Genomic DNA, 21884 nt, shown 5'->3' with positions numbered 1-21884 from the left:
AGGTCATGCGTCCTCCGGTGTCACGCGGCGGGCTCCTCCTTGCGCACCGGCTCCACCAGGACGGTGACGATCTTGTTGCGGCGGCCGGCCGGGGACTCCGCCGTCAGCCGCAGGCCGCGCCCGTCGGGCAGCTCGACCTCGGCGCTCGCCCCGGCGATCGGGACCCGGCCCAGCGCCTTGGCCAGCAGTCCGCCGACCGTCTCCACATCCTCGTCGTCGTACTCGTCGAACCCGAACAGCTCACCGAGATCACCGATGTCGAGCCGGGCCGTGACCCGGTAGGAGCCGTCACCGATCTCCTCGACCGGCGGCAGCTCACGGTCGTACTCGTCGGTGATCTCGCCGACGATCTCCTCCAGGATGTCCTCGATCGTGACGATGCCGGCCGTGCCGCCGTACTCGTCGATGACGACCGCGACATGGCTGCGCTCCTGCTGCATCTCGCGGAGCAGATCGCCGGCGTTCTTGGTGTCGGGGACGAAGGCGGCGGGACGCATCGCCGTGGAGACCAGATCGCTCTCGGAGTCCCGGTTGATATGGGTCTTTCTGACCAGGTCCTTGAGATACACGATGCCGACTATGTCGTCCTCGTTCTCACCGGTCACCGGGATCCGGGAGAAGCCGGAGCGCAGGGCCAGGGTCAGCGCCTGCCGGATCGTCTTGTACCGCTCGATACAGACCAGGTCTGTGCGCGGGACCATGACTTCCCGTACGAGGGTGTCGCCCAGCTCGAAGACGGAGTGGACCATCCGGCGCTCGTCGTCCTCGATGAGGGACTCCTGCTCGGCGAGGTCGACCAGGGCCCGCAGCTCCGCCTCACTGGCGAACGGTCCCTTGCGGAAACCCTTGCCCGGGGTGAGGGCGTTGCCGAGGAGGATCAGCAGCTGCGGGATCGGGCCCATGATCCTGGCGAGCGGCAGCAGCACATACGCCGAGGCCGTCGCCGTGTTCAGCGGATGCTGGCGCCCGATGGTGCGCGGGGAGACACCCACCGCGACATACGAGACGAGGACCATCACCCCGATCGCGACGACCAGCGCCGACCAGGTCTCCTCGAACTCGTTGAGACAGACATAGGTGACCAGCACCCCGGCCGCCATCTCACAGGCGACCCGGACGAGCAGGGCCACATTCAGATAGCGCGTCGGATCGGCGGCGACCTGCTCCAGCTTGGCCGCGCCGCGCCGCCCCGAGCGGACGGCCTCGGCCGCCCGGAAGCTGGAGACCCGGGCGAGGCCCGCCTCGGCCGACGCCGCCAGCCAGGCGACGACGACCAGGGCGACCGCTCCGACGATCAGTTGCGCGGTCACGAGACGGTGGGCGCGGGGGACGGACCCGTGAGCCCCTGTTCGGATCGCCAGCCGTCGACGATCGCCGCCTGGAGGCCGAACATCTCGGCCTTCTCGTCCGGCACCTCATGGTCGTAACCGAGGAGATGCAGCACACCGTGGACGGTGAGGAGCTGGAGCTCCTCGTCCATGGTGTGCCGCGTCGGGGCTTCCTCGCCCTGCTTCTTCGCGACCTCCGGGCAGAGGACGATGTCACCGAGGAGCCCCTGCGGGGGCTCCTCGTCGTCCTTGACCGGCGGACGCAGCTCGTCCATCGGGAAGGACATGACATCCGTCGGACCCGGCAGATCCATCCACTGGATGTGGAGCTGCTCCATGGCCGCCTCGTCCACGACGATCACCGACAACTCGGAGAGCGGGTGGATGCGCATCCGGGTGAGCGCGTAGCGGGCGACATCGAGGATCGCCTGCTCGTCGACCTCGGTGCCTGACTCGTTGTTGACGTCGATCGACATGGTGCGCTCTTGTTCTACTTCCCGTTTCGGCCGTCGTTGCGGCTGTCGTACTGCTCGTACGCGTCGACGATACGGCCGACGAGCTTGTGCCGTACGACATCCTGCGAGGTGAGACGGGAGAAGTGCACATCGTCCACGCCTTCCAGGATGTCCTGGACCTGGCGCAGACCGCTCTTCGTGCCGCCGGGAAGGTCGACCTGGGTGATGTCACCTGTGATGACTATCTTCGATTCGAACCCGAGCCGGGTCAGGAACATCTTCATCTGCTCGGGGCTGGTGTTCTGGGCCTCGTCGAGGATGATGAACGCGTCGTTGAGCGTGCGGCCGCGCATGTACGCCAGCGGCGCGACCTCGATCGTGCCCGCCGCCATCAGCCGCGGGATCGAGTCGGGGTCGAGCATGTCGTGCAGTGCGTCGTAGAGCGGGCGCAGATACGGGTCGATCTTCTCGTAGAGCGTCCCGGGCAGGAAGCCGAGCCGCTCACCCGCCTCGACGGCGGGCCTGGTCAGGATGATCCGGTTGACCTGCTTGGCCAGGAGGGCCTGGACCGCCTTGGCCATGGCGAGATAAGTCTTGCCCGTACCGGCGGGACCGATGCCGAAGACGATCGTGTGATGGTCGATCGCGTCGACATACCGCTTCTGGTTCAGGGTCTTGGGGCGGATGGTCCGGCCCCGGCTGGACAGGATGTTCTGGGTGAGCACCTCGGCGGGGGTCTCGGGGCCGTCCGCACCGCCGTTCTCGCTCGCCCTGAGCATGGCGATGGAACGTTCCACTGCGTCCTCCGTCATCGGCTGACCGGTGCGGAGCACCAGCATCATCTCGTCGAACAGGCGCTGGACGAGCGCGACATCCGCCGCGCTGCCGCTCGTACTGATCTCGTTGCCCCGGACATGGATGTCCGCGGCCGGGAACGCCTTCTCGATCACGCGGAGCAGGGAGTCGCCCGAGCCCAGGACCGTCACCATGGGGTGATTGGCGGGGACGGTGAAGTGGGTACGTGCCTGCCCCTCCGCGGGGGTCCGGGCTGTAGGTGTCTGAGTCATGGGCCGGCTCTGTGGCCTGCGCATACCTCCCGTTGCAGGGTTCTCGCCGCTCGACAACCTCTGAGGTACCAGCGTACGGCTCCGCACTGACAAGCCCCAGGGCTTTTACCTGTGCCGTTTCCGAACCTTGCGGTACGCGCCGGGCGGAGCGGCGGTGCGGGCCGGGCCGGGCGGGCGGTACGCGTCGGCGCGGCGTGCCTTCGCGTCGCCTCCGCGTCGCCTCCGGGACGGCGGCCCCGGCTCAGCCCGAGCGGCCGAAGCCGATGGTCGGTACGGCCCTGCGCAGCGGCCACGGCCTGCTCGGCGCGGGCAGCAGCTCCTCCAGGAAGGCATAGCGCCGCAGCCCCGCCGGGTCCTGGTCCGGGCAGGCCTGTACGTACTGCCACCAGGTCGCGACCTCCGACCAGCCGGGCGCGGAGAGCGAGCCGCCGAACTCCTGGACCGAGAGCGCGGCGGTCAGCCCGGCGAAGGCCAGCCGGTCCGCGAGCGGCCAGCCGGCGAGCGTGCCGGTGACATAGCCCGCCACGAAGACGTCGCCCGCGCCCGTCGGATCCAGGGCCTCCACCGCGATGGCCGGGACCTCGGCGGTCTCGCCGGTGGCGCCGTCCACGGCGTACGCCCCGTCCGCGCCCAGCGTGACGACAGCGACCGGCACCCGCTCGGCGAGTATCCGCGCGGCTGCCTTGGGGCAGTCGGTACGGGTGTAGCGCATGGCCTCCTCGGCGTTGGGCAGGAAGGCCTCGCAGTGCTCCAGATCGGCCAGTCCGGCCAGATCCCAGCGGCCGGACTCGTCCCAGCCGACATCGGCGAAGATCCGCGCCCCGTGGCGGACGGCGCGGGCGATCCACTCGTCGCGGCGGCCCGGGGTGAGCGCGGCGACTGCGGCCCGCGCGCGGGGCGGGCATTCCGGGAGGGCGCCTTCGGGCGGCGGGGCCTCGTGGCCGTGCGAGACCATCGTCCGCTCGCCCTCGTACGCCATGGAGACCGTGACGGGCGAGTGCCAGCCGGGGACGGTGCGGGAGCGGGACAGATCGATGCCCTCGCCCTGCGCCAGCGCGTCCCAGCAGTACTCGCCGTAGTGGTCGTCGCCGAAGGCCGCCGCGAGCGAGGTGTGCAGTCCGAGCCGGGCGAGCGCGGTGGCCATGTTGGCGATCCCGCCTGGGCTCGATCCCATACCGCGTGCCCAGGACTCCGTACCGCGTACGGGCGCGCTGTCCAGGCCGGTGAAGATGATGTCGAGGAAGACCGTGCCCGTCAGATAGACATCGCAGGCCGGGTCGTCCGGGGCGCGCAGCGCGCCCAGCGGATCGACATGCGCGGCGGCATGCGCGGCGTGTTCCGCGGTGTGTTCCAGCGGGTCTCCATTGGGTGTGATCACGGCGTGCTCCCGATCGCGTGCGGATCCGGACAGTCTGCCCGATCCTCGCCGCCGGGGCGGACGCTCGGGATCCCCATCAGGGCCATGTTCGCTTCAGTTCGACATCGCGTCGCATTCAGTCAGAACTTGATCAGTGATCAATCAAAAATCGATCGATTCATGACCGGTCTTGCCGTCAGCCGGATCGCTTGGGCAGCGGCACCCGTACCAGATCGGCGGCGACGGTCAGTTCACCGTCGAACCCGGCCGCGCGTGCCTGCCGCTCGAACTCGTCGGGATCGGTGTAGCGCTGCGAGAAGTGCGTCAGTACGAGATGCCGTACGCCGGCCTCGTGCGCCGCCCGTCCCGCCTGGCCCGCCGTGAGATGACCGTGCTCGGTCGCCAGCCGCTCGTCCTCGTCCAGGAACGTCGACTCGATGACCAGCAGATCGCACCCCTCGGCCAGCGTGCGCACCCCCGCGCAGAGCCGGGTGTCCATGACGAAGGCGAACCGCTGGCCCCTGCGCGTCTCGCTGACGTCGTCGAGGGTGACACCGTTCAGGGAGCCCTCGCGCTGGAGACGGCCCACATCGGCGCCCGCGATACCGTGCTCGGCCAGCAGCGCCGGGAGCATCCGCCGCCCGTCCGGCTCGACGAGCCGGTAGCCGTACGACTCGACGGGGTGGGAGAGCCGGTGCGCCTCCAGCGTGTACGCGCGGGTCCGCGCGAGCACCCCGTCACCGGTGACCGGCGCCTCGGTCAGCGCGACGGTCTCACGGTAGGCAGTCGCGTACCGCAGCCGCTCGAAGAAGTGCTGTCCGCTCGCCGGGTAGTGCGCGGTGACCGGATGCGGCACCCGGTCGAGATTGATCCGCTGGATGACCCCGGCCAGTCCGAGCGAGTGATCACCGTGGAAGTGCGTGACACAGATCCGGTCGATGTCGTGCGCGGCGACCCCGGCGCGCAGCATCTGGCGCTGGGTGCCCTCGCCCGGGTCGAAGAGCACTCCCGCGCCGTCCCACCGCAGCAGATAGCCGTTGTGGTTGCGGTGGCGGGTGGGCACCTGGCTGGCGGTGCCGAGCACGACCAGTTCTCGTACGGACAAGACGCCTACCCGGGAGGCCAGTTGAAGCCGCGGCCGCCCAGCACATGGGCATGGGCGTGGAAGACGGTCTGACCGGCCCCGGCGCCCGTGTTGAAGACGATCCGGTAGCCGCTGCCGTCGGTCCTGTCCTCGACGGCGACCGCCGCCGCCTCGCGCAGCACGTCGGCGGCGACGCCCGGCTCGGCCGTGGCGAGGGCGCCCGCGTCCGGGTAGTGCGACCGGGGGATGACCAGGACATGGGTCGGGGCCTGCGGATTGATGTCACGGAAGGCGACGGTGGTCTCCGTCTCCCGTACGACGGTGGCCGGCACCTCCCCCGAGACGATCTTGCAGAACAGGCAGTCGGCCTGTGGTTCTCCGGCCATGATCCGGTCCTCCTCGACGCCGCCGGTGATCCGTTCGGTATGGACGCATGCTATCCGTCCGCGGGCCGCCGTCTGTTGAGAGCCGCCCTGCTGAGCCAGTACGTGAGGAGCATCCCCCAGAACAGGGGCACGCCCAGTCCGCCGACGAGGCCCGCGCCCGCCCCGGGCAGGGCGACCACGGCCGCCGAGTGGAGTCCCAGCAGTCCGACGGCCACGCCCATCGCCACCACGGGCGGGCAGCGGCGGGCCAGCAGCAGCATCGGCCGGCGCAGCCGCGCGGGCAGCCGGTGCCGTATCCACAGCCCCCACCCCGCCCAGAGCGCCGCGAGCGCGGTGGCCGCCATGCCCTGGGCGACGAGGGCGCCGGTGCCGCTGTCACCGGTGCGCGGACCGACCGTACCGAGGACGGAGACGACGAGTCCGGCCAGCGCGACCCAGCGGGCGCCCGCCGCCACGCCCCAGGCCATGGACTCCAGATTGAACCGGGCGTCCCGGTCCGCCGTGTCGAGGGCCGCCGCCGTGGCGAAGCCCTCCGCCGCGGCGGCCCACGCGCCGCGCCGCCGCCATCGGTGGCCCATGCTCAGCATCGCCAGGTTGTTGTGCGCCTCGCTGCTCTGCGGGTTGAGACGCAGCGCGGTGCGGTAGGCGAGTTCGGCGGTCTGGAAATCACGCAGCCGGTGGGCGGTGACCCCGACGAGGAAGTGCGCGGAGTCGTGCTCCGGGGCGAGTTCGGCGGCCTGCCGGGCGACGGCGTACGCCTCCTGGCGGCGGGAGCGGTCGCCGGAGCGGTCGAGAACCCAGGCGAGCGCCTGGTACGCGCCCCAGAAGTGCGGTGCGAGCCGGATCGACTCGCGGGCCGCCGCCTCGGCCTCGGTGTACCGGCGCGCGCCGGTGAGCAGTTCGGCGCGCACGATCCAGGCGGAGAGCCGGTGCGGGTCGGCGCGCAGCGCCTCGTCCACCGCGCGCAGCGCCTCGGCGCGGTCGCCGAGCGCGTGGGTGCAGCGGGCGAGCAGGACCCAGGCGCGCGCGTCGTCGGGGCGACCGGCGAGATGGGCGGACACGGTGGCGGCGGCCTGCTCGTAACGGCCCATCTCATGGAGCGCGTCGGCCCGCTTCAGCGCCTCGCTCACCGGAGACGGCCGAAGCCGGGGCGGCCGAAGCCGGGGCGGCCGAAGCCGGGGCGGCCGAAGCCGGGGCGGCCGGCGGTCACAGCTTCCGCTTCTTCTTCAGATAGGCGAGGAGATCGTCGTACATACCGCCGTCGTTGGCGAACATGGCGACATTGCGGGCCGCCGCGAACCAGGGCTCCGTGGACGGCCGTAGCTCCTTGGCCGCCGCGAGCAGGTCCTTCATATTGATCATGCGGACCGTGCCCGTACGGGCCGAGTCGAGCAGCGCGCTCTCCGCGGCGGAGTCGCAGAGATGGGCGAGATCGGCGCCGGAGAAGTCCTCGGTGACCTTCACCAGTCTGCCCAGGTCGACGGATTCGATGGGCCGGTCGCGCAGGTGGTACCGGAGGATCGCCTCGCGGGCGGGCGCGTCGGGCGGCAGGACGAGCAGCGTACGGTCGAGCCGGCCGGGCCTGCGCAGCGCGATGTCCACGTCCCAGGGGACATTGGTGGCGGCGAGCACGAACACGCCCTCGTTGGCGGCGTCCACACCGTCGAGTTCGGTGAGGAGCTGGTTCACGGTGTTGCGCATCCCGCTGTGGTGCGTACGGCTCCGCTTGGCGCCCAGCGCGTCCAGTTCGTCCAGGAAGACCACGCAGGGCGCCTGACGGCGGGCGGTCTCGAACACCTCGTGCATATTGCGCTCGGAGTTGCCGATCCACATGTCCAGTACGTCGTTGACCGACACGGACAGGAATCCGGCGCCCAGTTCGCCCGCGACGGCCCGCGCGATGAACGTCTTCCCGCAGCCGGGAGGACCGTACAGAAGCAGTCCGCCGCGCAGGCTCTTGCCGAACAGCCTGCGCAGTTCGGGGTTGCGCATGGGGGCGAGGAAGGCGGCTTCGAGGCGGTCCTTGACCTCCCGCATCCCGCCGACATCGGCGAGGCTGACGGACCCGGGCGCGTCGATGTCCCAGGCGGGGACGGAGCCGGCGTCGCCGCCGCCGTCGGCCGCGAGCGGAGCCTCGGGGGCCGGGGAGTCCGCGGCGCTGTCGGAGGTGACGAAGCGGGGCGGGACGGCGTCCTCGATCTGCCGCTCGGCCGCGGTCCAGTCGAATCCGCCCGGTTCGGAGGGGGGTTGACGCGGAACGTCCGTCTCCGCGGGGACCGCAGGGGCCACGGGGACCGCCGGGGCCACGGGGGCCGGAGTCTCCACGGGAGCCGCCGGAGCCAGGGGAGCAGCGGGGGCACCGGGAGCAGCGGGGGCTTCTGGAGTGGCCGGCGCTCCCATCGCGCGCATCATCAGCGCCCGCGCGTCGGCGTCCCCCGGCGCCCGCTGAAGCACGACGGCCGCCTCGGTGACCGCCTCCTCCGTGTGTCCCGCGCCGAGCAGCAGCTCGGCGAGATGGAGCCGTAGCGGCACATCGTCGGGAGCCGCGGCCACGGCGGCGCGCAGGCTCCGGATCAGCGGAGACTCGTCGGACATGCCGCCAGCCTACGAAGCGGCGGTGGGCCGCTGTCCAGCGGGTGGCGAGTACGGGCCGCGATGGTTGAACGGCGCCGCACGGCGTTGAGCAGCATGTTCCTTCGTACGGACCCGGATCCGGCCCCGTACGCCTCAGACGTCTCGGACGCCTCGGAGACCCCGCGCGTCTGCCTCGGATGCCCCGGAGGTCTCAGGACCAGCGACCGGTGCGGCCGAGCAGCAGGGCTGTGGCCGCCGTCCCGGCGGTTGAGGTGCGCAGTACGGTACGGCCCAGGCGGTACGGCTTCGCACCCGCCGCCGCGAACGCCGCCAACTCCTCCGGGGACACGCCCCCTTCGGGCCCGACGACCAGCACGATCCGGCCATCGGCGGGCAGCGGCGCGGTGGCCAGCGGTTCGCTGCCCTCCTCGTGCAGGACGGCGGCGAAGTCCGCGTCCGCGAGCAGCGCCGCGACCTGCTTGTCGGTCATGGGGCCGGTGACCTCGGGAAAGCGGAGCCTGCGCGACTGCTTGCCCGCCTCACGCGCCGTGGCCCGCCATCTGGCCAGTGATCTGGCGCCCCGCTCGCCCTTCCACTGGGTGACGCAGCGCGCGGCCTGCCACGGCACGATCGTGTCGACGCCGGTCTCGGTCATCGTCTCGACGGCCAGTTCCCCGCGGTCGCCCTTGGGCAGCGCCTGGACGACCGTGATCCCGGGCGAGGGCTCCGCCTCGGTCCGTACCTCCGTGACCGCCACGTCCAGCCGGTCCTTGCCCTCGACGGCGGCGACCGTCCCGTACGCGCCGGTGCCCGCGCCGTCGGTCAGTACGATCTCCTCGCCGACGCGCAGCCTCCTTACGGAGACGGCGTGACGCCCCTCGGCACCGTCGAGCGTGACCGTGCCCACGCGCAGTACGCCGTCCTCGACGACGAAGACCGGAGCGGTCACGAGGCGGTGCCCACACCGCTGCCCTGGCCGTTGCCGAGGCCATTGCCCAGGCCGGTGGCCAACGAGGCGCGGGTCGCTTCGAGTTCGGCCTCCAGCACCTCGACGAGCTGGCCGGCGGGCAGTTCACGGGCCATCCGGTGGCCCTGTCCCGCCCAGAGCGCCATCCCCTGCGGATCGCCCACCCGGGCCGCGGCCTTGCGCAGTCCGGAGGTGAGATGGTGCACCTCGGGGTAGGCGGCCGGGGCGTACGGGCCGTGCTCGCGCATGAAGCGGTTGACCAGACCACGGGCGGGCCGGCCGGAGAACGCCCGGGTCAGCTCGGTCCGTACGAACAGCGGGTTGGTCATGGCTTGTTTGTGCAGTACGTTCGCGCCGGACTCGGGGCACACCAGAAACGCCGTACCGAGCTGCGCCGCGTCCGCGCCGGCCGCGAGCGCCGCCGCGATCTGGCCGCCGCGCATCAGCCCGCCCGCGGCGACGATCGGAAGCTGTACGGCCTCCTTGACCTGGGCGATCAGCGAGAGCAGTCCTATGCCCGCGCCGTCGACGGCGGGGTCGTCGCGGTGGGTGCCCTGGTGTCCGCCGGCCTCGACGCCCTGGACACAGACGGCGTCGGCGCCCGACCACTGCGCGGTCTGCGCCTCCTCGGGTGTGGTCACCGTGACCACGGTGTACGTTCCGGCGCGGGCCAGGGCGTCCAGGGTGGACCTGGTCGGGCACCCGAAGGTGAAGGAGACGACCGGCACCGGGTCGTCGAGCAGGATCGCGAGCTTGGCCTCATAGCCGTCGTCCCGTCCGGCCTCGGGATCGCCGAGCGGTGTCTCGTACCAGGTCGCCTCACCGGCGAGCTGATTGCGGTAGACCTCGATGGTCGCGCGGTCGGCGCTGTGCTGCTGCGGCATGAAGAGATTGATCCCGAAGGGCTGACCGGTCAGCCCGCGCAGCTGTTTGACCTCTTCGTACATACCGTCCGCCGTCTTGTACCCGGCGGCGAGGAACCCGAGACCGCCGGCCTCGCAGACAGCCGCGGCGAGCTGGGGGCAGGAGGCGCCGCCCGCCATGGGGGCCTGCACGATCGGATACCGGCAGAGATCGGTCAGTGCGGAGGACATGGAGGCATGGTGCCATGCCCTCCGTGACAGCTCCGAATCGGTGCCGCACCTGGCGGGGCCGCTGAAAAGGCCGCGCAAAAAGGCCGACGTCCAGAGAAATCCCTGAACGCCGGCCCACAACAACCCGTCGGCGCTGGACGTGTCCTTCAGCCGCGAGAACAGATCCCGCCGGCCGTTGGCCTACCGCCCGTTGAACGTGTCCTTCAGTCGCGAGAACAGACCCCGCCGACCCGGCTGACAGCACCACCCGGGGGACCACCCCCGGACCCCCGGCCCGGCAAACCGCCCACCAGCCACCGGCCTACCGGCCGTTGAACGCGTCCTTCAACCGCGAGAACAGACCCTGCTGACCCGGCTGGAACTGGCCCGTGGGGCGCTCCTCGCCGCGCAGCTTCGCCAGTTCGCGCAGCAGCCGCTCCTGCTCCGGGTCCAGCTTCGACGGGGTCATCACCTCGACATGCACGATCAGATCGCCCCGGCCGCCACCGCGCAGATGCGTGATACCCCGGCCGTGCAGCGGGATCGACTGGCCCGACTGCGTGCCCGGCCGCACGTCGATCTCCTCCATCCCGTCCAGCGTCTCCAGCGGGCACTTCGTGCCCAGCGACGCCGCCGTCATCGGGATGGTGACCGTGCAGTGCAGATCGTCGCCGCGCCGCTGGAACACCGAGTGCGCCAGCTCATGGATCTCGACGTACAGATCACCGGCGGGACCGCCGCCGGGGCCGACCTCGCCCTCACCCGCGAGCTGGATGCGGGTGCCGTTGTCGACACCGGCCGGGATCTTGACCGTGAGCGTACGGCGGGAGCGGATACGCCCGTCGCCCGCGCACTCGGGGCACGGTGTCGGCACGACCGTACCGAAGCCCTGGCACTGCGGGCACGGCCGCGAGGTCATGACCTGGCCCAGGAAGGACCGGGTGACCTGCGAGACCTCGCCACGGCCACGGCACATGTCACAGGTCTGCGCCGAGGTGCCGGGCGCCGCGCCCTCGCCGGAACAGGTCGTACAGACGACGGCCGTGTCGACCTGGATGTCCTTCGTCGTACCGAAGGCCGCCTCGTTGAGGTCGATCTCCAGCCGGATCATCGCGTCCTGGCCGCGCCGCGTCCGCGATCTGGGGCCGCGCTGCGACGCCGTGCCGAAGAACGCGTCCATGATGTCCGAGAAGTTGCCGAAGCCACCGGCCCCGAAGCCGCCGGCGCCCCCGCCCCCGTTCGCCGAGAGGGGGTCCCCGCCGAGGTCGTAGACCTGTTTCTTCTGCGGGTCCGACAGCACCTCGTACGCGGCGTTGATCTCCTTGAAGCGCTCCTGCGTCTTGGGATCGGGATTGACATCCGGATGCAGCTCGCGCGCGAGCCGCCGGAATGCCTTCTTGATCTCGTCCTGAGATGCGTCGCGGCGTACGCCGAGTACGGCGTAATAGTCCGTGGCCACTTACGACTCCGCCAGGATCTGTCCGACGTAACGTGCCACTGCGCGTACCGCTCCCATCGTTCCGGGGTAGTCCATGCGGGTCGGTCCGACCACGCCGAGTTTGGCGACTGCCTCGTCGCCCGAACCGTAGCCGACCGCGACGACGGACGTGGAGTTGAGGCCCTCATGGGCGTTCTCGTGCCCGATACGTACGGTCATGCCGGGATCCTTGGCCTCGCCGAGCAGCTTGAGGAGCACCACATGCTCCTCCAGCGCCTCCAGCACCGGCCGGATGGTCAGGGGGAAGTCGTGTCCGAAACGGGTGATGTTGGCCGTACCGCCGATCATCAGCCGCTCCTCGGTCTCCTCGACCAGGGTTTCGAGCAGGGTCGCGAGCACGGTGGACACCACACCGCGGTCCTCCTGCTCGAAGGAGTCGGGCAGGTCCTGCACGAGCTGCGGGACATCCGCGAAGCGGCGTCCTACGATCCGGCTGTTGAGCCGCGCCCGGAGATCCGCGAGCGAGGTCTCACCGAAGGGCGCGGGAGCGTCGACCATGCGCTGCTCGACCCGTCCCGTGTCCGTGATCAGGACGAGCATCAGCCGGGCGGGCGCGAGCGCCAGCAGCTCCACGTGCCGCACCGTCGAGCGGGTCAGCGAGGGGTACTGGACGACGGCGACCTGCCGGGTGAGCTGCGCCAGCAGCCGGACCGTACGGCCCACGACGTCGTCGAGGTCGACGGCGCCGTCCAGGAAGTTCTGGATGGCACGGCGCTCCGGCGAGGACAGCGGCTTGACACCGGCCAGCTTGTCGACGAAGAGCCGGTAGCCCTTGTCGGTCGGGATGCGTCCCGCGCTGGTGTGCGGCTGGGCGATGAAGCCCTCGTCCTCCAGCACCGCCATGTCATTGCGGACGGTCGCCGGTGAGACACCGAGCTTGTGGCGCTCGGTGAGCGCCTTGGAGCCGACGGGCTCCTCGGTGCCGACATAGTCCTGGACGATGGCGCGCAGCACCTCGAGTCTGCGTTCGCTGAGCATGGCGCACACCTCCAGCTCTGGTCGTCGTGCCGGGCCGTTCCGCGGTCGTTCCGGTCCTGCTACTCACTTCTTGGCAACTTCTTGACACTCTTCTTGGCACTCGCTCACGGGGAGTGCCAATACTCCCCCCGTAAGTGTACGGCCGTGGGGTACACCCGGAGCAAGAGCGGCCGAACACGGTACCGCCCGATCCGGCGTATCGGTGGCGGCGCCGTTTCCGTACCGTCCCGTAGCGTCCTGGTATGGACGTCTGTTGGGAAGAACACGGGTGGGAGCGGCTGGCCCCGGGAGTGGGGCGGCGACGGCTGCCGGGGTGGGACGCGACGGCCGGACTGGTCGTGGGCACGGACGCCGTCCTGCTGTACGACACGGGCTCGACGGTCCGTGAGGGCGCCGAACTCGCCGCCGGGGTACGGGCCCTGCTGGGCGGCGGCCGGCACGTGACGCATATCGCACTCAGCCACCCGCACTTCGACCATGTGCTGGGGACGGCCGCGTTCCCGGGGGCGGAGGTGTACGGGGCGGTGGGCATGGCGCGGCTGCTGACGGCGGGCGGCTCGGGCCCGTCCGGCCCGTCCGGCCTGTCCGGCCTGTCCGATCCAGCCGTCATGTCGGGTATGTCGGGCCTGTTCGAGGAGGCCGTACGGCTCGGGGCGGACGCGGAGGAGACGGCGAGGGCGGTGGACGGGCTGGTGGCACCCCGGCACGAGGTGTCGGGGCTGCTCACCCTGGAACTGGGCGGCGGGCGCCGGGCGGTGCTGGTGAACGCGGGGCCCGGCCATACGGCGCACGACTTGGCGGTACTGGTGGCGGGGGCTTCGGGGGCGGCCGAGGTGGCAGGGGCGTCGGGGGCGACCAGGGTCGCGGGGGCTTCGGGCGCGACCTCGGTGGTCTTCTGCGGCGATCTGGTGGAGGAGTCCGGTGAGCCGCAGGCGGGCCCCGACGCCGTCCCGGGGCGCTGGCCGGCCGCCCTGGACCGGCTGCTGACGCTGGGGGGCGAGGACGCGGTGTATGTGCCGGGACACGGCGCGGTGGTGGACGCGGCGTTCGTACGGGCACAACGCGACGCGCTGGCGGCGCGGTTCGGGGTGTCGTAGCCGTACCGGCCGGTGCGGCCTATCGTCTTGCGAATGCGTAGCTACAGCCCCGATCTGACGCCTCCGTGGAAGAAGTCCACGCCCGCGCCCGAGGTCCCGGCGGAGCCGGATCCGGATCTGGTGGTCGAGGAGGTGTCGACGGGATTCTGCGGTGCGGTGGTCCGCTGCGAGAAGACCGCGGAGGGTCCGACGGTCACGCTGGAGGACCGGTTCGGCAAGCACCGGGTCTTCCCGCTCGTCCCCGGCGGGTTCCTGCTGGACGGGCGGGTGGTCACCCTGGTGCGCCCGACGGCGGGGGGCCCGGCCCGCCCGACCCGTACGGCCTCCGGCTCCGTGGCCGTGCCCGGGGCCCGTGCGCGGGTGGCGCGGGCCGGCCGTATCTATGTCGAGGGCCGGCACGACGCCGAACTGGTGGAGAAGGTGTGGGGCGACGATCTGCGCGTCGAGGGCGTGGTCGTCGAGTATCTGGGCGGTATCGACGATCTTCCGGCTGTCGTGGCCGAGTTCGGCCCGGCGCCGGACGCCCGGCTCGGTGTGCTGGTCGACCATCTCGTGCCGGGCTCGAAGGAGTCCCGTATCGCCGCGGCGGTGACCGGCCCGGACGTCCTGGTGGCGGGCCACCCGTACATCGACGTCTGGGAGGCGGTGAAGCCGTCGTCGGTGGGCATCCCCGAGTGGCCCTCGGTCCCGAGGGGCGAGGACTGGAAGACGGGCGTCTGCCGCGCGCTGGGCTGGCCGGAGAACACGGGGGCGGCGTGGCAGTACGTACTGTCCCGGGTACGGACCTTCAGAGACCTGGAGCCCGCGCTGCTGGGCCGGGTGGAGGAACTGATCGACTTCGTCACGGCCGGCGGTGACGCCTGACCGGGTGAAGCGTCCCGGACTCCGAGGTGTCCGGCTCGGCGCCGAGCGGATCCGCCGGCACCGAGCAGATCCGGGGGACGGGGTCGCCGGACCAGGCCCTGTCCGGTCCGCCTCGCCCGGTGATCGGCGGCCTCCCCGCCGCCGGCCGGTTCGGTGAGCAGTACGTTTCGGTGAGCAGTACGTACTGCCGATCGCGGGCGCTCGGTCCGCGCCGGTCAGTCCAGCCGGTCAGTCCACCAGGTCCCTGACCACCGCGTCCGCCAGGAGGCGGCCCCGTAGCGTCAGGACCGCCCGGCCCCGCTCGTACGGGAGCGGCTCCAGCAGGCCGTCGGCCAGGGCCCGGCGCGAGGCGGTCAGACCGTCCGGGCGCAGGAGGGACAGCTCGCAGCCGGCGGACAGACGCAGCTCCAGCAGGACGCGTTCCACCCGGCGGTCCTCCTCGGAGAGGATCTCCCGGCCCGCGCCGGGCGAGCGGCCCTCCGCCAGCGCCGCCGCGTACGCCCCCGGATGCTTCACGTTCCACCAGCGCACCCCGCCCATATGACTGTGGGCGCCGGGACCCGCGCCCCACCAGTCCGCGCCGCGCCAGTACAGCTCGTTGTGCAGACAGCGGGCCGCCTCCGAGGTGGCCCAGTTGGACACCTCGTACCAGGAGAAGCCCGCCTCCGCCAGGACCTCGTCCGCGATCAGATACCGGTCCGCGTGCTCGTCGTCGTCCGTCATCGGGACCTCGCCGCGCCGGATCCGCCGCGCCAGTCCCGTGCCCTCCTCCACGATCAGCGCGTACGCCGAGACATGGTCGGGCCCCGCTCCCACCGCCGCCGCCAGCGACTCGCGCCAGTCGTCGTCGCTCTCCCCCGGCGTGCCGTAGATCAGATCGAGGTTCACATGCTCGAACCCGGCCGCGCGGGCCTCCGCGACACACTCCTCGGGCCGCCCGGGGGTGTGCGTACGGTCCAGGACCTTCAGAACATGCTGCTTCGCGCTCTGCATCCCGAACGAGATCCGGTTGAAGCCGCCCTCCCGCAGCGCCGCCAGATACGCCGGATCAACCGATTCCGGATTCGCCTCCGTGGTGATCTCCGCGCCGTCCGCGAGCCCGAACTCGTCCCGGATCGCGCCCAGCATCCGTACGAGGTCCCCGGCCGCGAGCAGTGTCGGCGTACCGCCGCCGACGAACACCGTACGGACCTGCCTCGGATCGTCGCCCAGCACCTTCCTGGCCAGCCGTATCTCGTCGACGAGCGTCTCGGCGTAGTTGTCGCGGGACGCCAGCACGCCGCCCGAGCCGCGCAGCTCGGTCGCCGTGTACGTGTTGAAGTCGCAGTAGCCGCAGCGGGTCGCGCAGTACGGAACGTGCAGATAGAAGCCGAGGGGCCGGTCCGCCGCGCCCGTCAGCGCGTGCGGAGGCAGCGCTCCGGTCTCGGGCATGGGGTCACCGTCGGGCAGTGCGGAAGGCATACCCCCCAGTGTCCCGTACCCGGCGGGTTGTCCGGCCCGCCGGTGTCTCCCGCCTCCGGCCCCTCTCATCCGGCGCGTCCGGTGACTCCGGCCGGTCCTGCGCATCCGGCCCGTGCGACGCATCCGGCCGTGCGGCGCATCCCGCCCGTTCGGCCCGTCCGGCGACTCCGGTCCGTCCCGCGACTCCGGTCCAGTCGTCCGGCGGCTTCTGGTGTCCGCCTCCCCCGTGTCACTCCGCCTGGAGCACCAGCAGCGCCAGATCGTCCCCCGGCGGTGTGTCGCCGAACTCGTGCACCGCCCGTCGTATCCGGTCCGCGACGCCCTGCGCCGACAGCCCCACGCACTCCGCCAGCGCCCGCGCGAGCCCGTCACCGTCGTCGAACATCAGCGGCCCGGAGCGCCGCTCCGTCACACCGTCGGTGACACAGAGCAGCGTGTCGCCGGGCTCCAGATGGAACGTACGGCTCTCGTACGCGACCTTCTCGACGACCCCGAGCAGCAGCTGCGGCTCCGCGGCCGGCCGTACCGTCCCGTCGGGCCGCAGAAGCAGCGGCAGCGGATGACCGGCGCTCGCGAGCGTGCACCGTACGCCGCCGCCCTCCCCCGGCAGCGGCATCAGCTCCCCGTACAGCAGCGACAGGAAGCGTGGCTGGCCACCGCCCTCGGCCGCCCCCGGTACGGCGCCGGGCCTGGCGAGAGAGGGACCGGCCGCGGCTGCCGCCGCGACCATCAGGGACGCCGATTCCGCCGCCTCCGTGGCGTCGTCGAGAAGCAGCCGGTTGAGCCGGTCGAGGACCGCCCCGACGCGGTAGCCCTCGCGGGCCAGCAGCCGCAGCCAGGGGCGGGCGAGCCCGGTGACGACGGCCGCCTCCGGGCCGCTGCCCTGGACATCGCCGAGCATGAAGCACCAGCGGTCGCCCGGCGGGCACGGGAAGACGTCGTAGAAGTCGCCGCCCGCGAGACCGTCGTCGCTGGGCTCGTACACCAGGGAACTGGCGACGCCGGGTATCCGCGCGACCTGGCTGGGCAGCAGGCCGCGCTGAAGTACACGGCTGATGGTGACCTGGCGGGTGTAGCGGCGGGCCGCGCCGATGGCGAGGGCGACGCGTCGCGCGAAGTCCTCCACGAGGGCGGTGACATCGTCGGGGACACCGGTCCCGCCCGGCCGGCCGAGCATCAGGGTGCCGAGTGCGCGGCCGTTCGCGACGAGCCGGCAGGCGAGCGCTGAGCCCTCCCCCGGCCCACCGTCCGCCCCGGCTTCGGTCCCGGCCTTCGACTCCGCTTCCGCGCCCACACCGGCGCCCACGTCCGCTTCCGCTTCGGCTTCGGCTTCGGCTTCGGCACCCGCTTCCGCGTCCCGGCCGCTCGCGTCCGGTCCGCCGACGACGCCCGGACCGGTCCCGGACGTCTCCGTACCGCCCGTACCGGCGCCCGCAGCCGTACCGTCCGTACCTGTGGCGCCCGTACCCGTGGCACCCGTACCCGTCCCGTCCGCGCCGGACGCACCGCCGTCCCCGGCGCCCCAGCCGCCCGGCCATGGCACCCGTACCGGGCCGCCCCTCGGCAGATCGGGCAGCCGTGGCGGTTCCTTCTCCAGGACCGCCCGCAGTTCCCCGGTCCTGGACTCGTCGGCGTGCCAGACGCGGGCGAGCCGGGGTGCCGTGCCCGCCTGCGCGCTCTCGCTGTCCAGCCAGACCGCGCACCAGTCCGCGAGCCGCGGCACCAGCAACTGCCCCGCGAGCGCCGCGATCAGGTCCTCGTCGAGCTGGCCCGCGAGCAGTTCGGAGGCCTCGGCGAGAAAGGAGAGCGCGCCGCGGCCGACCCAGTCGGGGTCGTCCCGTACGGAGCGCCGCGACGAGGGCGCGAGGATCTCCGCGGCGCGCAGCCCCCGGCGCAGCGCGGGTTCGGCGGGCTGGCCGGGTCCCGCCTCCCTTCCTTCGAGCGGCAGCCGGGCCCAGACGGTCTTGAGTCCGGGCCGGTAGGTGATGCCCCACCGTTCGGCGAGGGAGGCGACGAGTTGCAGCCCCCGGCCGTACTCCGGGGTGCCGGACGGCGCCTGGCCCCGCGCGTCGCTCTGGATGGCGCGCGCCGGGTGGTGGTCCGAGATTTCGAGGACCAGCGCGGCCGGCTCCTCCCCCGTCCCCGAGGGGTCCTCGGCGGCCGTCTCGTGACGGCAGAGCAGTTCGACGGTGGTCCCCGCGTGCACCACCGCGTTGGTGACGAGTTCGCTGACGATGACCACCGCGTCGTCCGCGAGCAGATCGGTGCTGTGCCGCCCCGGCGGGCATCCCCCGTCGCCCCGGCAGAAGGTACAGGTGGCCAGCTTCCCCTGACTGGTCCAGTCGGCCAGCGTCGCGCGGACGAACCGGCGCGCGGCGGACGGCGCGAGCGGGTTCCCGGGCAGGCTGGTACGTGACGTCGACCGCGCGTCCTGTCGTAACGACACCTCCGGTGCCGACCGGTGCAGCGACTCGCGCGGAATCGGAATGGGCCCCACTGCGGCTCCTGATCCCGTTCTGGTGTTGTGCCACTTACGATCCCGACAGAGTGACAGACGGAGGGCGTCCATATGCGCCGAGTCATCGAAGTGGGCGGATATTTGCCTGGAGTTGGTGAACGGCCGAGGTCCGGCGCCGTCCTGGGACAGGGACGGTATGGCTGAGGACACGGGTTGACAACACGGCGGGCAAACCCCGGGGAACGACGTGCGAAAACGCGCCGGACAGAGCAGTCTTGCCCCGCTGGCCGACAGGCGAGGGCCGAGGGCCGACAAGGAGAGCCGGATGAGCAGGTCAACAGCCGCCGTGGAACGCGCGACCATCCTTCTCGTCGATGACATGGAGGACAACCTCGTCGCGCTGGAAGCGGTGCTCGGTTCCCTGGACGTGACACTCGTACGGGCCCGTTCGGGCGAGGAGGCGATGGGGGAACTGCTGCGGCAGCCGTTCGCGTTGGTCCTGCTGGACGTCCGTATGCCGGGCATGGACGGTTTCGAGACGGCTTCGCGGATCAAGCGGCTCGACCACGCCAAGGACGTCCCGATCATCTTTCTGAACGGGCCGGAGTCCGACAGCGGTTACGCGTTCCGCGGGTATGCCACGGGCGCGGCGGACTTTCTGACCAAGCCCTTCGACCCGTGGGTGTTACGGGCCAAGGTCGGTGTCTTCCTCGATCTGCACCGGAAGAACCGGCAGTTGGAGCGGATGCTGGCACGGGAGCAGGAGCATCTCGGGGAGATCGCGGGCCGGCTGTCCTCGATCGAGGAGGAGTTACGGCGTGGCGCGCCGAACGATCTCGCGGCGCTCGGGCAGCAGCTCGACCGAATAGGAGACACCCTGGGCGAACTGCGCCGCGAGCGGGGCGAGTAGCACGCGGGGCGCGCACCGCGCGCGCCGCTCGGGCCCGCGCGGCCTCGCGCGCCACTCACACGCCGTTCAGGCCCCCTCCGCGCCGCTCAGGCGCCGCGCCGCGCCGCCCCGGCTCGGGTCGGCTCGGGTCGGCTCGGGTCCAAGCGGCCTCGGGCGCCGCTCGGGCCCGTGCCTCGCGGTTCCGCCGTGTGCTGGGCCCCTCGCGCGCTCTCAGGCCTCCCGGGACCCCTCGTACATCTCCTCGATCAGATGCTTGTACTCCCGCTCCACCACCGGCCTCTTGAGCTTGAGGCTCGGTGTCAGCTCACCGTGCTCGATATCCAGATCGCGCGGCAGCAGCCGGAACTTCTTGATCGTCTGCCAGCGCTGGAGACCCGCGTTGAGCCGCTTCACATAGCCGTCGATGAGCTGCTGGACCTGCGCGGAGGCGACCACATCGGCGTACGGTCTGCCGCCCAGACCGTGCTCGGCGGCCCAGCCGAGGATCGTGGGCTCGTCGAGCGCGATCAGCGCCGTACAGAAGTTGCGGTCCGCCCCGTGCACCAGGATGTTCGAGACGAACGGGCACACCGCCTTGAACTGGCCCTCGACCTCGGCCGGTGCGATGTACTTGCCGCCCGACGTCTTGATCAGGTCCTTCTTGCGGTCGGTGATCCGCAGATAGCCGTCGGGGGACAGCTCGCCGATGTCGCCGGTGTGGAACCAGCCGTCCGGCTCCAGCACCTCCGCGGTCTTCTCGGGCAGCCCGTGGTATCCGGCCATGATCCCCGGGCCGCGCAGCAGGATCTCGCCGTCGTCGGCGATCCGGACCTCCGTACCGGGCAGCGGCTTGCCGACCGTGCCCGTACGGTACGCCTCCCCCGGGTTGACGAAGCTGGCGGCGCTGGACTCCGTCAGTCCGTACCCCTCCAGGATGTGGATCCCGGCGCCGGAGAAGAAGTAACCGATGTCGGGCGCGAGTGCCGCGGAGCCGGAGACCGCGGCCCGCAGCCGCCCGCCGAACGCCTCGCGCAGCTTGGCGTAGACGAGCGCGTCGGCGACCTTGTGCTTGGCCCCGAGGGCGAACGGCACGGACGCCGTGCCCGTACGCCGGAAGTTGTCCTGGGAGACCTTGGCGTACTCACGGGCGATCCCGGCCGCCCACTGGAAGATCTTGTACTTGGCGGGACCGCCGCCCCGCGCCTTGGCCGCGACCCCGTTGTAGACCTTCTCGAAGATCCGCGGCACGGCCGCCATGTAGGTGGGCTGGACCACCGGCAGATTCTCGATGATCTTGTCGACGCGCCCGTCCACGGCGGTGACATGCCCGACCTCGATCTGCCCCGACGTCAGCACCTTGCCGAAGACATGGGCGAGCGGCAGCCACAGATACTGCACATCGTCCCTGGAGATCAGACCGGTGCTCGCGGTGGCCTTGGCCATGTACGACCAGCTGTCGTGCGCCAGCCGTACCCCCTTGGGGCGGCCGGTGGTGCCGGAGGTGTAGATCAGGGTGGCGAGCTGGGTGGAGGTGATGGCGCCGACCCGCTCCTTGACCGCCTCCGGGTGCGTGACCAGATACTCCGCGCCGCGCGCCTCCAGATCGGCCAGGGAGAGCACCCAGCCGTCCGGGTCACCTTCGGCGGGAAGCGCGTCGGCCGCGTCGATCACGACCACATGGGCGAGGTGCGGCAGCTCGCCCCGCCGCTCGCGGGCCTTGGCGAGCTGCGCGGCGTCCTCCGCGATCAGGACCCGGCTGCCGGAGTCGGCGAGGATGTAGGCGGACTCCTCGGCATTGGTCGAGGGGTAGATCGTGGTGGTCGCGGCGCCCGCGCACATCACCCCGAGGTCGGCGAGGATCCACTCGACCCGGGTGGCGGAGGCGAGCGCGACCCGCTCCTCGGGCTGGACCCCCAGCCCGATCAGACCGGCGGCCACCGCGTACACCCGTTCCGCCGCCTGGCCCCAGCTCAGCGAGCGCCACTCGTCGGGGCCCTGGCCCGTGGTGCGGGGGACGGGATGGCGATAGGCCTCCGCGTCCGGCGTGGCCGTCACGCGCTCAATGAAGAGGGTCGCCACGGAGGGCGGCCGGTTCTCGATCAAGTTCTGTGTGTCGCTCACGACATCCTCCGGGCCCGCGCGCTGCGCTGCGTGACTGATCCGACCGACTGGTGTGACAGTGACTGACGAGTAACTAACTGGCGAGTAACTACGGGATCAGTGATCAGACTAGAGGGCACCCAGCCGGTACGTAAGGGGCGGCGGGGCGCCGCTTCAAAACGAACCCGCCTGTACCGGGCGTACACCCGCGCGGGCGTACGCCGTATCCCGGACCGCCCGCCCGGTCG

The 21884-nt window shown here is 71.6% G+C and carries 18 protein-coding genes; 3 read left to right on the top strand and 15 right to left on the bottom strand.

What is annotated here, in order from left to right; translation table 11 throughout:
- Positions 1–20: 20 nt before the first annotated feature.
- The 12 genes from OG214_RS26680 to hrcA all read right to left on the bottom strand — a co-directional run bounded on the left by OG214_RS26680 (position 21) and on the right by hrcA (position 12767).
- On the bottom strand, positions 21–1310 hold the full coding sequence (locus tag OG214_RS26680) for a hemolysin family protein (protein WP_363085070.1): 1290 nt from the start codon (positions 1308–1310) through the stop codon (positions 21–23).
- Positions 1307–1804, bottom strand: a complete 498-nt coding sequence (gene ybeY, locus OG214_RS26675; protein WP_363085071.1) for an rRNA maturation RNase YbeY — start codon at positions 1802–1804, stop codon at positions 1307–1309. Before ybeY ends, OG214_RS26680 begins: the two co-directional genes overlap by 4 nt.
- A 14-nt stretch (positions 1805–1818) precedes the next feature.
- A complete protein-coding gene (locus OG214_RS26670; RefSeq protein WP_363085072.1) occupies positions 1819–2850 on the bottom strand; it encodes a PhoH family protein in 1032 nt (343 codons plus the stop codon).
- A gap of 241 nt (positions 2851–3091) precedes the next feature.
- Entirely contained in the window at positions 3092–4204 is a 1113-nt protein-coding gene (locus OG214_RS26665; RefSeq protein WP_405987622.1) for a carbohydrate kinase family protein, read from the bottom strand.
- Positions 4205–4403: 199 nt separating this feature from the next.
- Positions 4404–5312, bottom strand: coding sequence for a ribonuclease Z (locus OG214_RS26660; protein ID WP_363085073.1), 909 nt, complete (start codon positions 5310–5312; stop codon positions 4404–4406).
- A 5-nt stretch (positions 5313–5317) separates the two neighbouring features.
- The gene (locus OG214_RS26655) at positions 5318–5677 is read right to left on the bottom strand and encodes a histidine triad nucleotide-binding protein (RefSeq protein WP_363085074.1); all 360 of its coding nucleotides are present in this window, start codon (positions 5675–5677) and stop codon (positions 5318–5320) included.
- A 50-nt stretch (positions 5678–5727) separates the two neighbouring features.
- A complete protein-coding gene (locus OG214_RS26650; protein ID WP_405986170.1) occupies positions 5728–6807 on the bottom strand; it encodes a tetratricopeptide repeat protein in 1080 nt (359 codons plus the stop codon).
- Positions 6808–6883: 76 nt separating this feature from the next.
- Positions 6884–8272, bottom strand: a complete 1389-nt coding sequence (locus tag OG214_RS26645; protein WP_405986169.1) for an ATP-binding protein — start codon at positions 8270–8272, stop codon at positions 6884–6886.
- A 190-nt stretch (positions 8273–8462) separates the two neighbouring features.
- On the bottom strand, positions 8463–9200 hold the full coding sequence (locus OG214_RS26640) for a 16S rRNA (uracil(1498)-N(3))-methyltransferase (RefSeq protein WP_363081225.1): 738 nt from the start codon (positions 9198–9200) through the stop codon (positions 8463–8465).
- Complete coding sequence (locus tag OG214_RS26635) at positions 9197–10312, bottom strand: nitronate monooxygenase (protein ID WP_363081224.1); 1116 nt, start codon at positions 10310–10312, stop codon at positions 9197–9199. Before OG214_RS26635 ends, OG214_RS26640 begins: the two co-directional genes overlap by 4 nt.
- A gap of 301 nt (positions 10313–10613) precedes the next feature.
- Entirely contained in the window at positions 10614–11750 is a 1137-nt protein-coding gene (gene dnaJ, locus OG214_RS26630) for a molecular chaperone DnaJ (RefSeq protein ID WP_363081223.1), read from the bottom strand.
- Positions 11751–12767: a heat-inducible transcriptional repressor HrcA gene (gene hrcA, locus OG214_RS26625; RefSeq protein ID WP_093601192.1), complete on the bottom strand. Its 1017-nt coding sequence runs from the start codon at positions 12765–12767 to the stop codon at positions 11751–11753.
- Between the two features lie 242 nt (positions 12768–13009).
- Here hrcA and OG214_RS26620 point away from each other — a divergent pair, with 242 nt between their 5' ends.
- Together OG214_RS26620 and OG214_RS26615 are read left to right on the top strand one after the other, a co-directional pair.
- Positions 13010–13864: an MBL fold metallo-hydrolase gene (locus OG214_RS26620; protein ID WP_405986168.1), complete on the top strand. Its 855-nt coding sequence runs from the start codon at positions 13010–13012 to the stop codon at positions 13862–13864.
- Between the two features lie 33 nt (positions 13865–13897).
- Complete coding sequence (locus OG214_RS26615; RefSeq protein WP_383033295.1) at positions 13898–14728, top strand: DUF3097 domain-containing protein; 831 nt, start codon at positions 13898–13900, stop codon at positions 14726–14728.
- Positions 14729–14956: 228 nt separating this feature from the next.
- On the opposite strand, the gene hemW is transcribed toward OG214_RS26615, so the two are convergent.
- Both hemW and OG214_RS26605 read right to left on the bottom strand, forming a co-directional pair.
- A complete protein-coding gene (gene hemW / locus OG214_RS26610; RefSeq protein WP_405987621.1) occupies positions 14957–16159 on the bottom strand; it encodes a radical SAM family heme chaperone HemW in 1203 nt (400 codons plus the stop codon).
- Positions 16160–16418: 259 nt separating this feature from the next.
- Positions 16419–18686 carry a SpoIIE family protein phosphatase gene (locus OG214_RS26605; RefSeq protein ID WP_405986167.1) on the bottom strand — a complete coding sequence of 756 codons (2268 nt, stop codon included), beginning with the start codon at positions 18684–18686 and terminating at the stop codon, positions 16419–16421.
- Between the two features lie 286 nt (positions 18687–18972).
- On the opposite strand from OG214_RS26605, the gene OG214_RS26600 reads away from it, so the two are divergent.
- Positions 18973–19557, top strand: coding sequence for a response regulator (locus tag OG214_RS26600; RefSeq protein ID WP_363081220.1), 585 nt, complete (start codon positions 18973–18975; stop codon positions 19555–19557).
- A gap of 210 nt (positions 19558–19767) precedes the next feature.
- On the opposite strand, the gene OG214_RS26595 is transcribed toward OG214_RS26600, so the two are convergent.
- Positions 19768–21657 (bottom strand): AMP-dependent synthetase/ligase, encoded by a 1890-nt coding sequence (locus tag OG214_RS26595; RefSeq protein ID WP_405986166.1) that lies wholly within the window; start codon positions 21655–21657, stop codon positions 19768–19770.
- Positions 21658–21884 lie beyond the last annotated feature (227 nt).

Origin of the sequence: Streptomyces sp. NBC_00872 (assembly GCF_045161915.1) — a bacterium.
Lineage (GTDB): Bacteria > Actinomycetota > Actinomycetes > Streptomycetales > Streptomycetaceae > Streptomyces.
The sequence above is the reverse complement of the archived record's forward strand: the minus strand, read 5'-3'. Positions and strand labels throughout refer to the sequence as shown.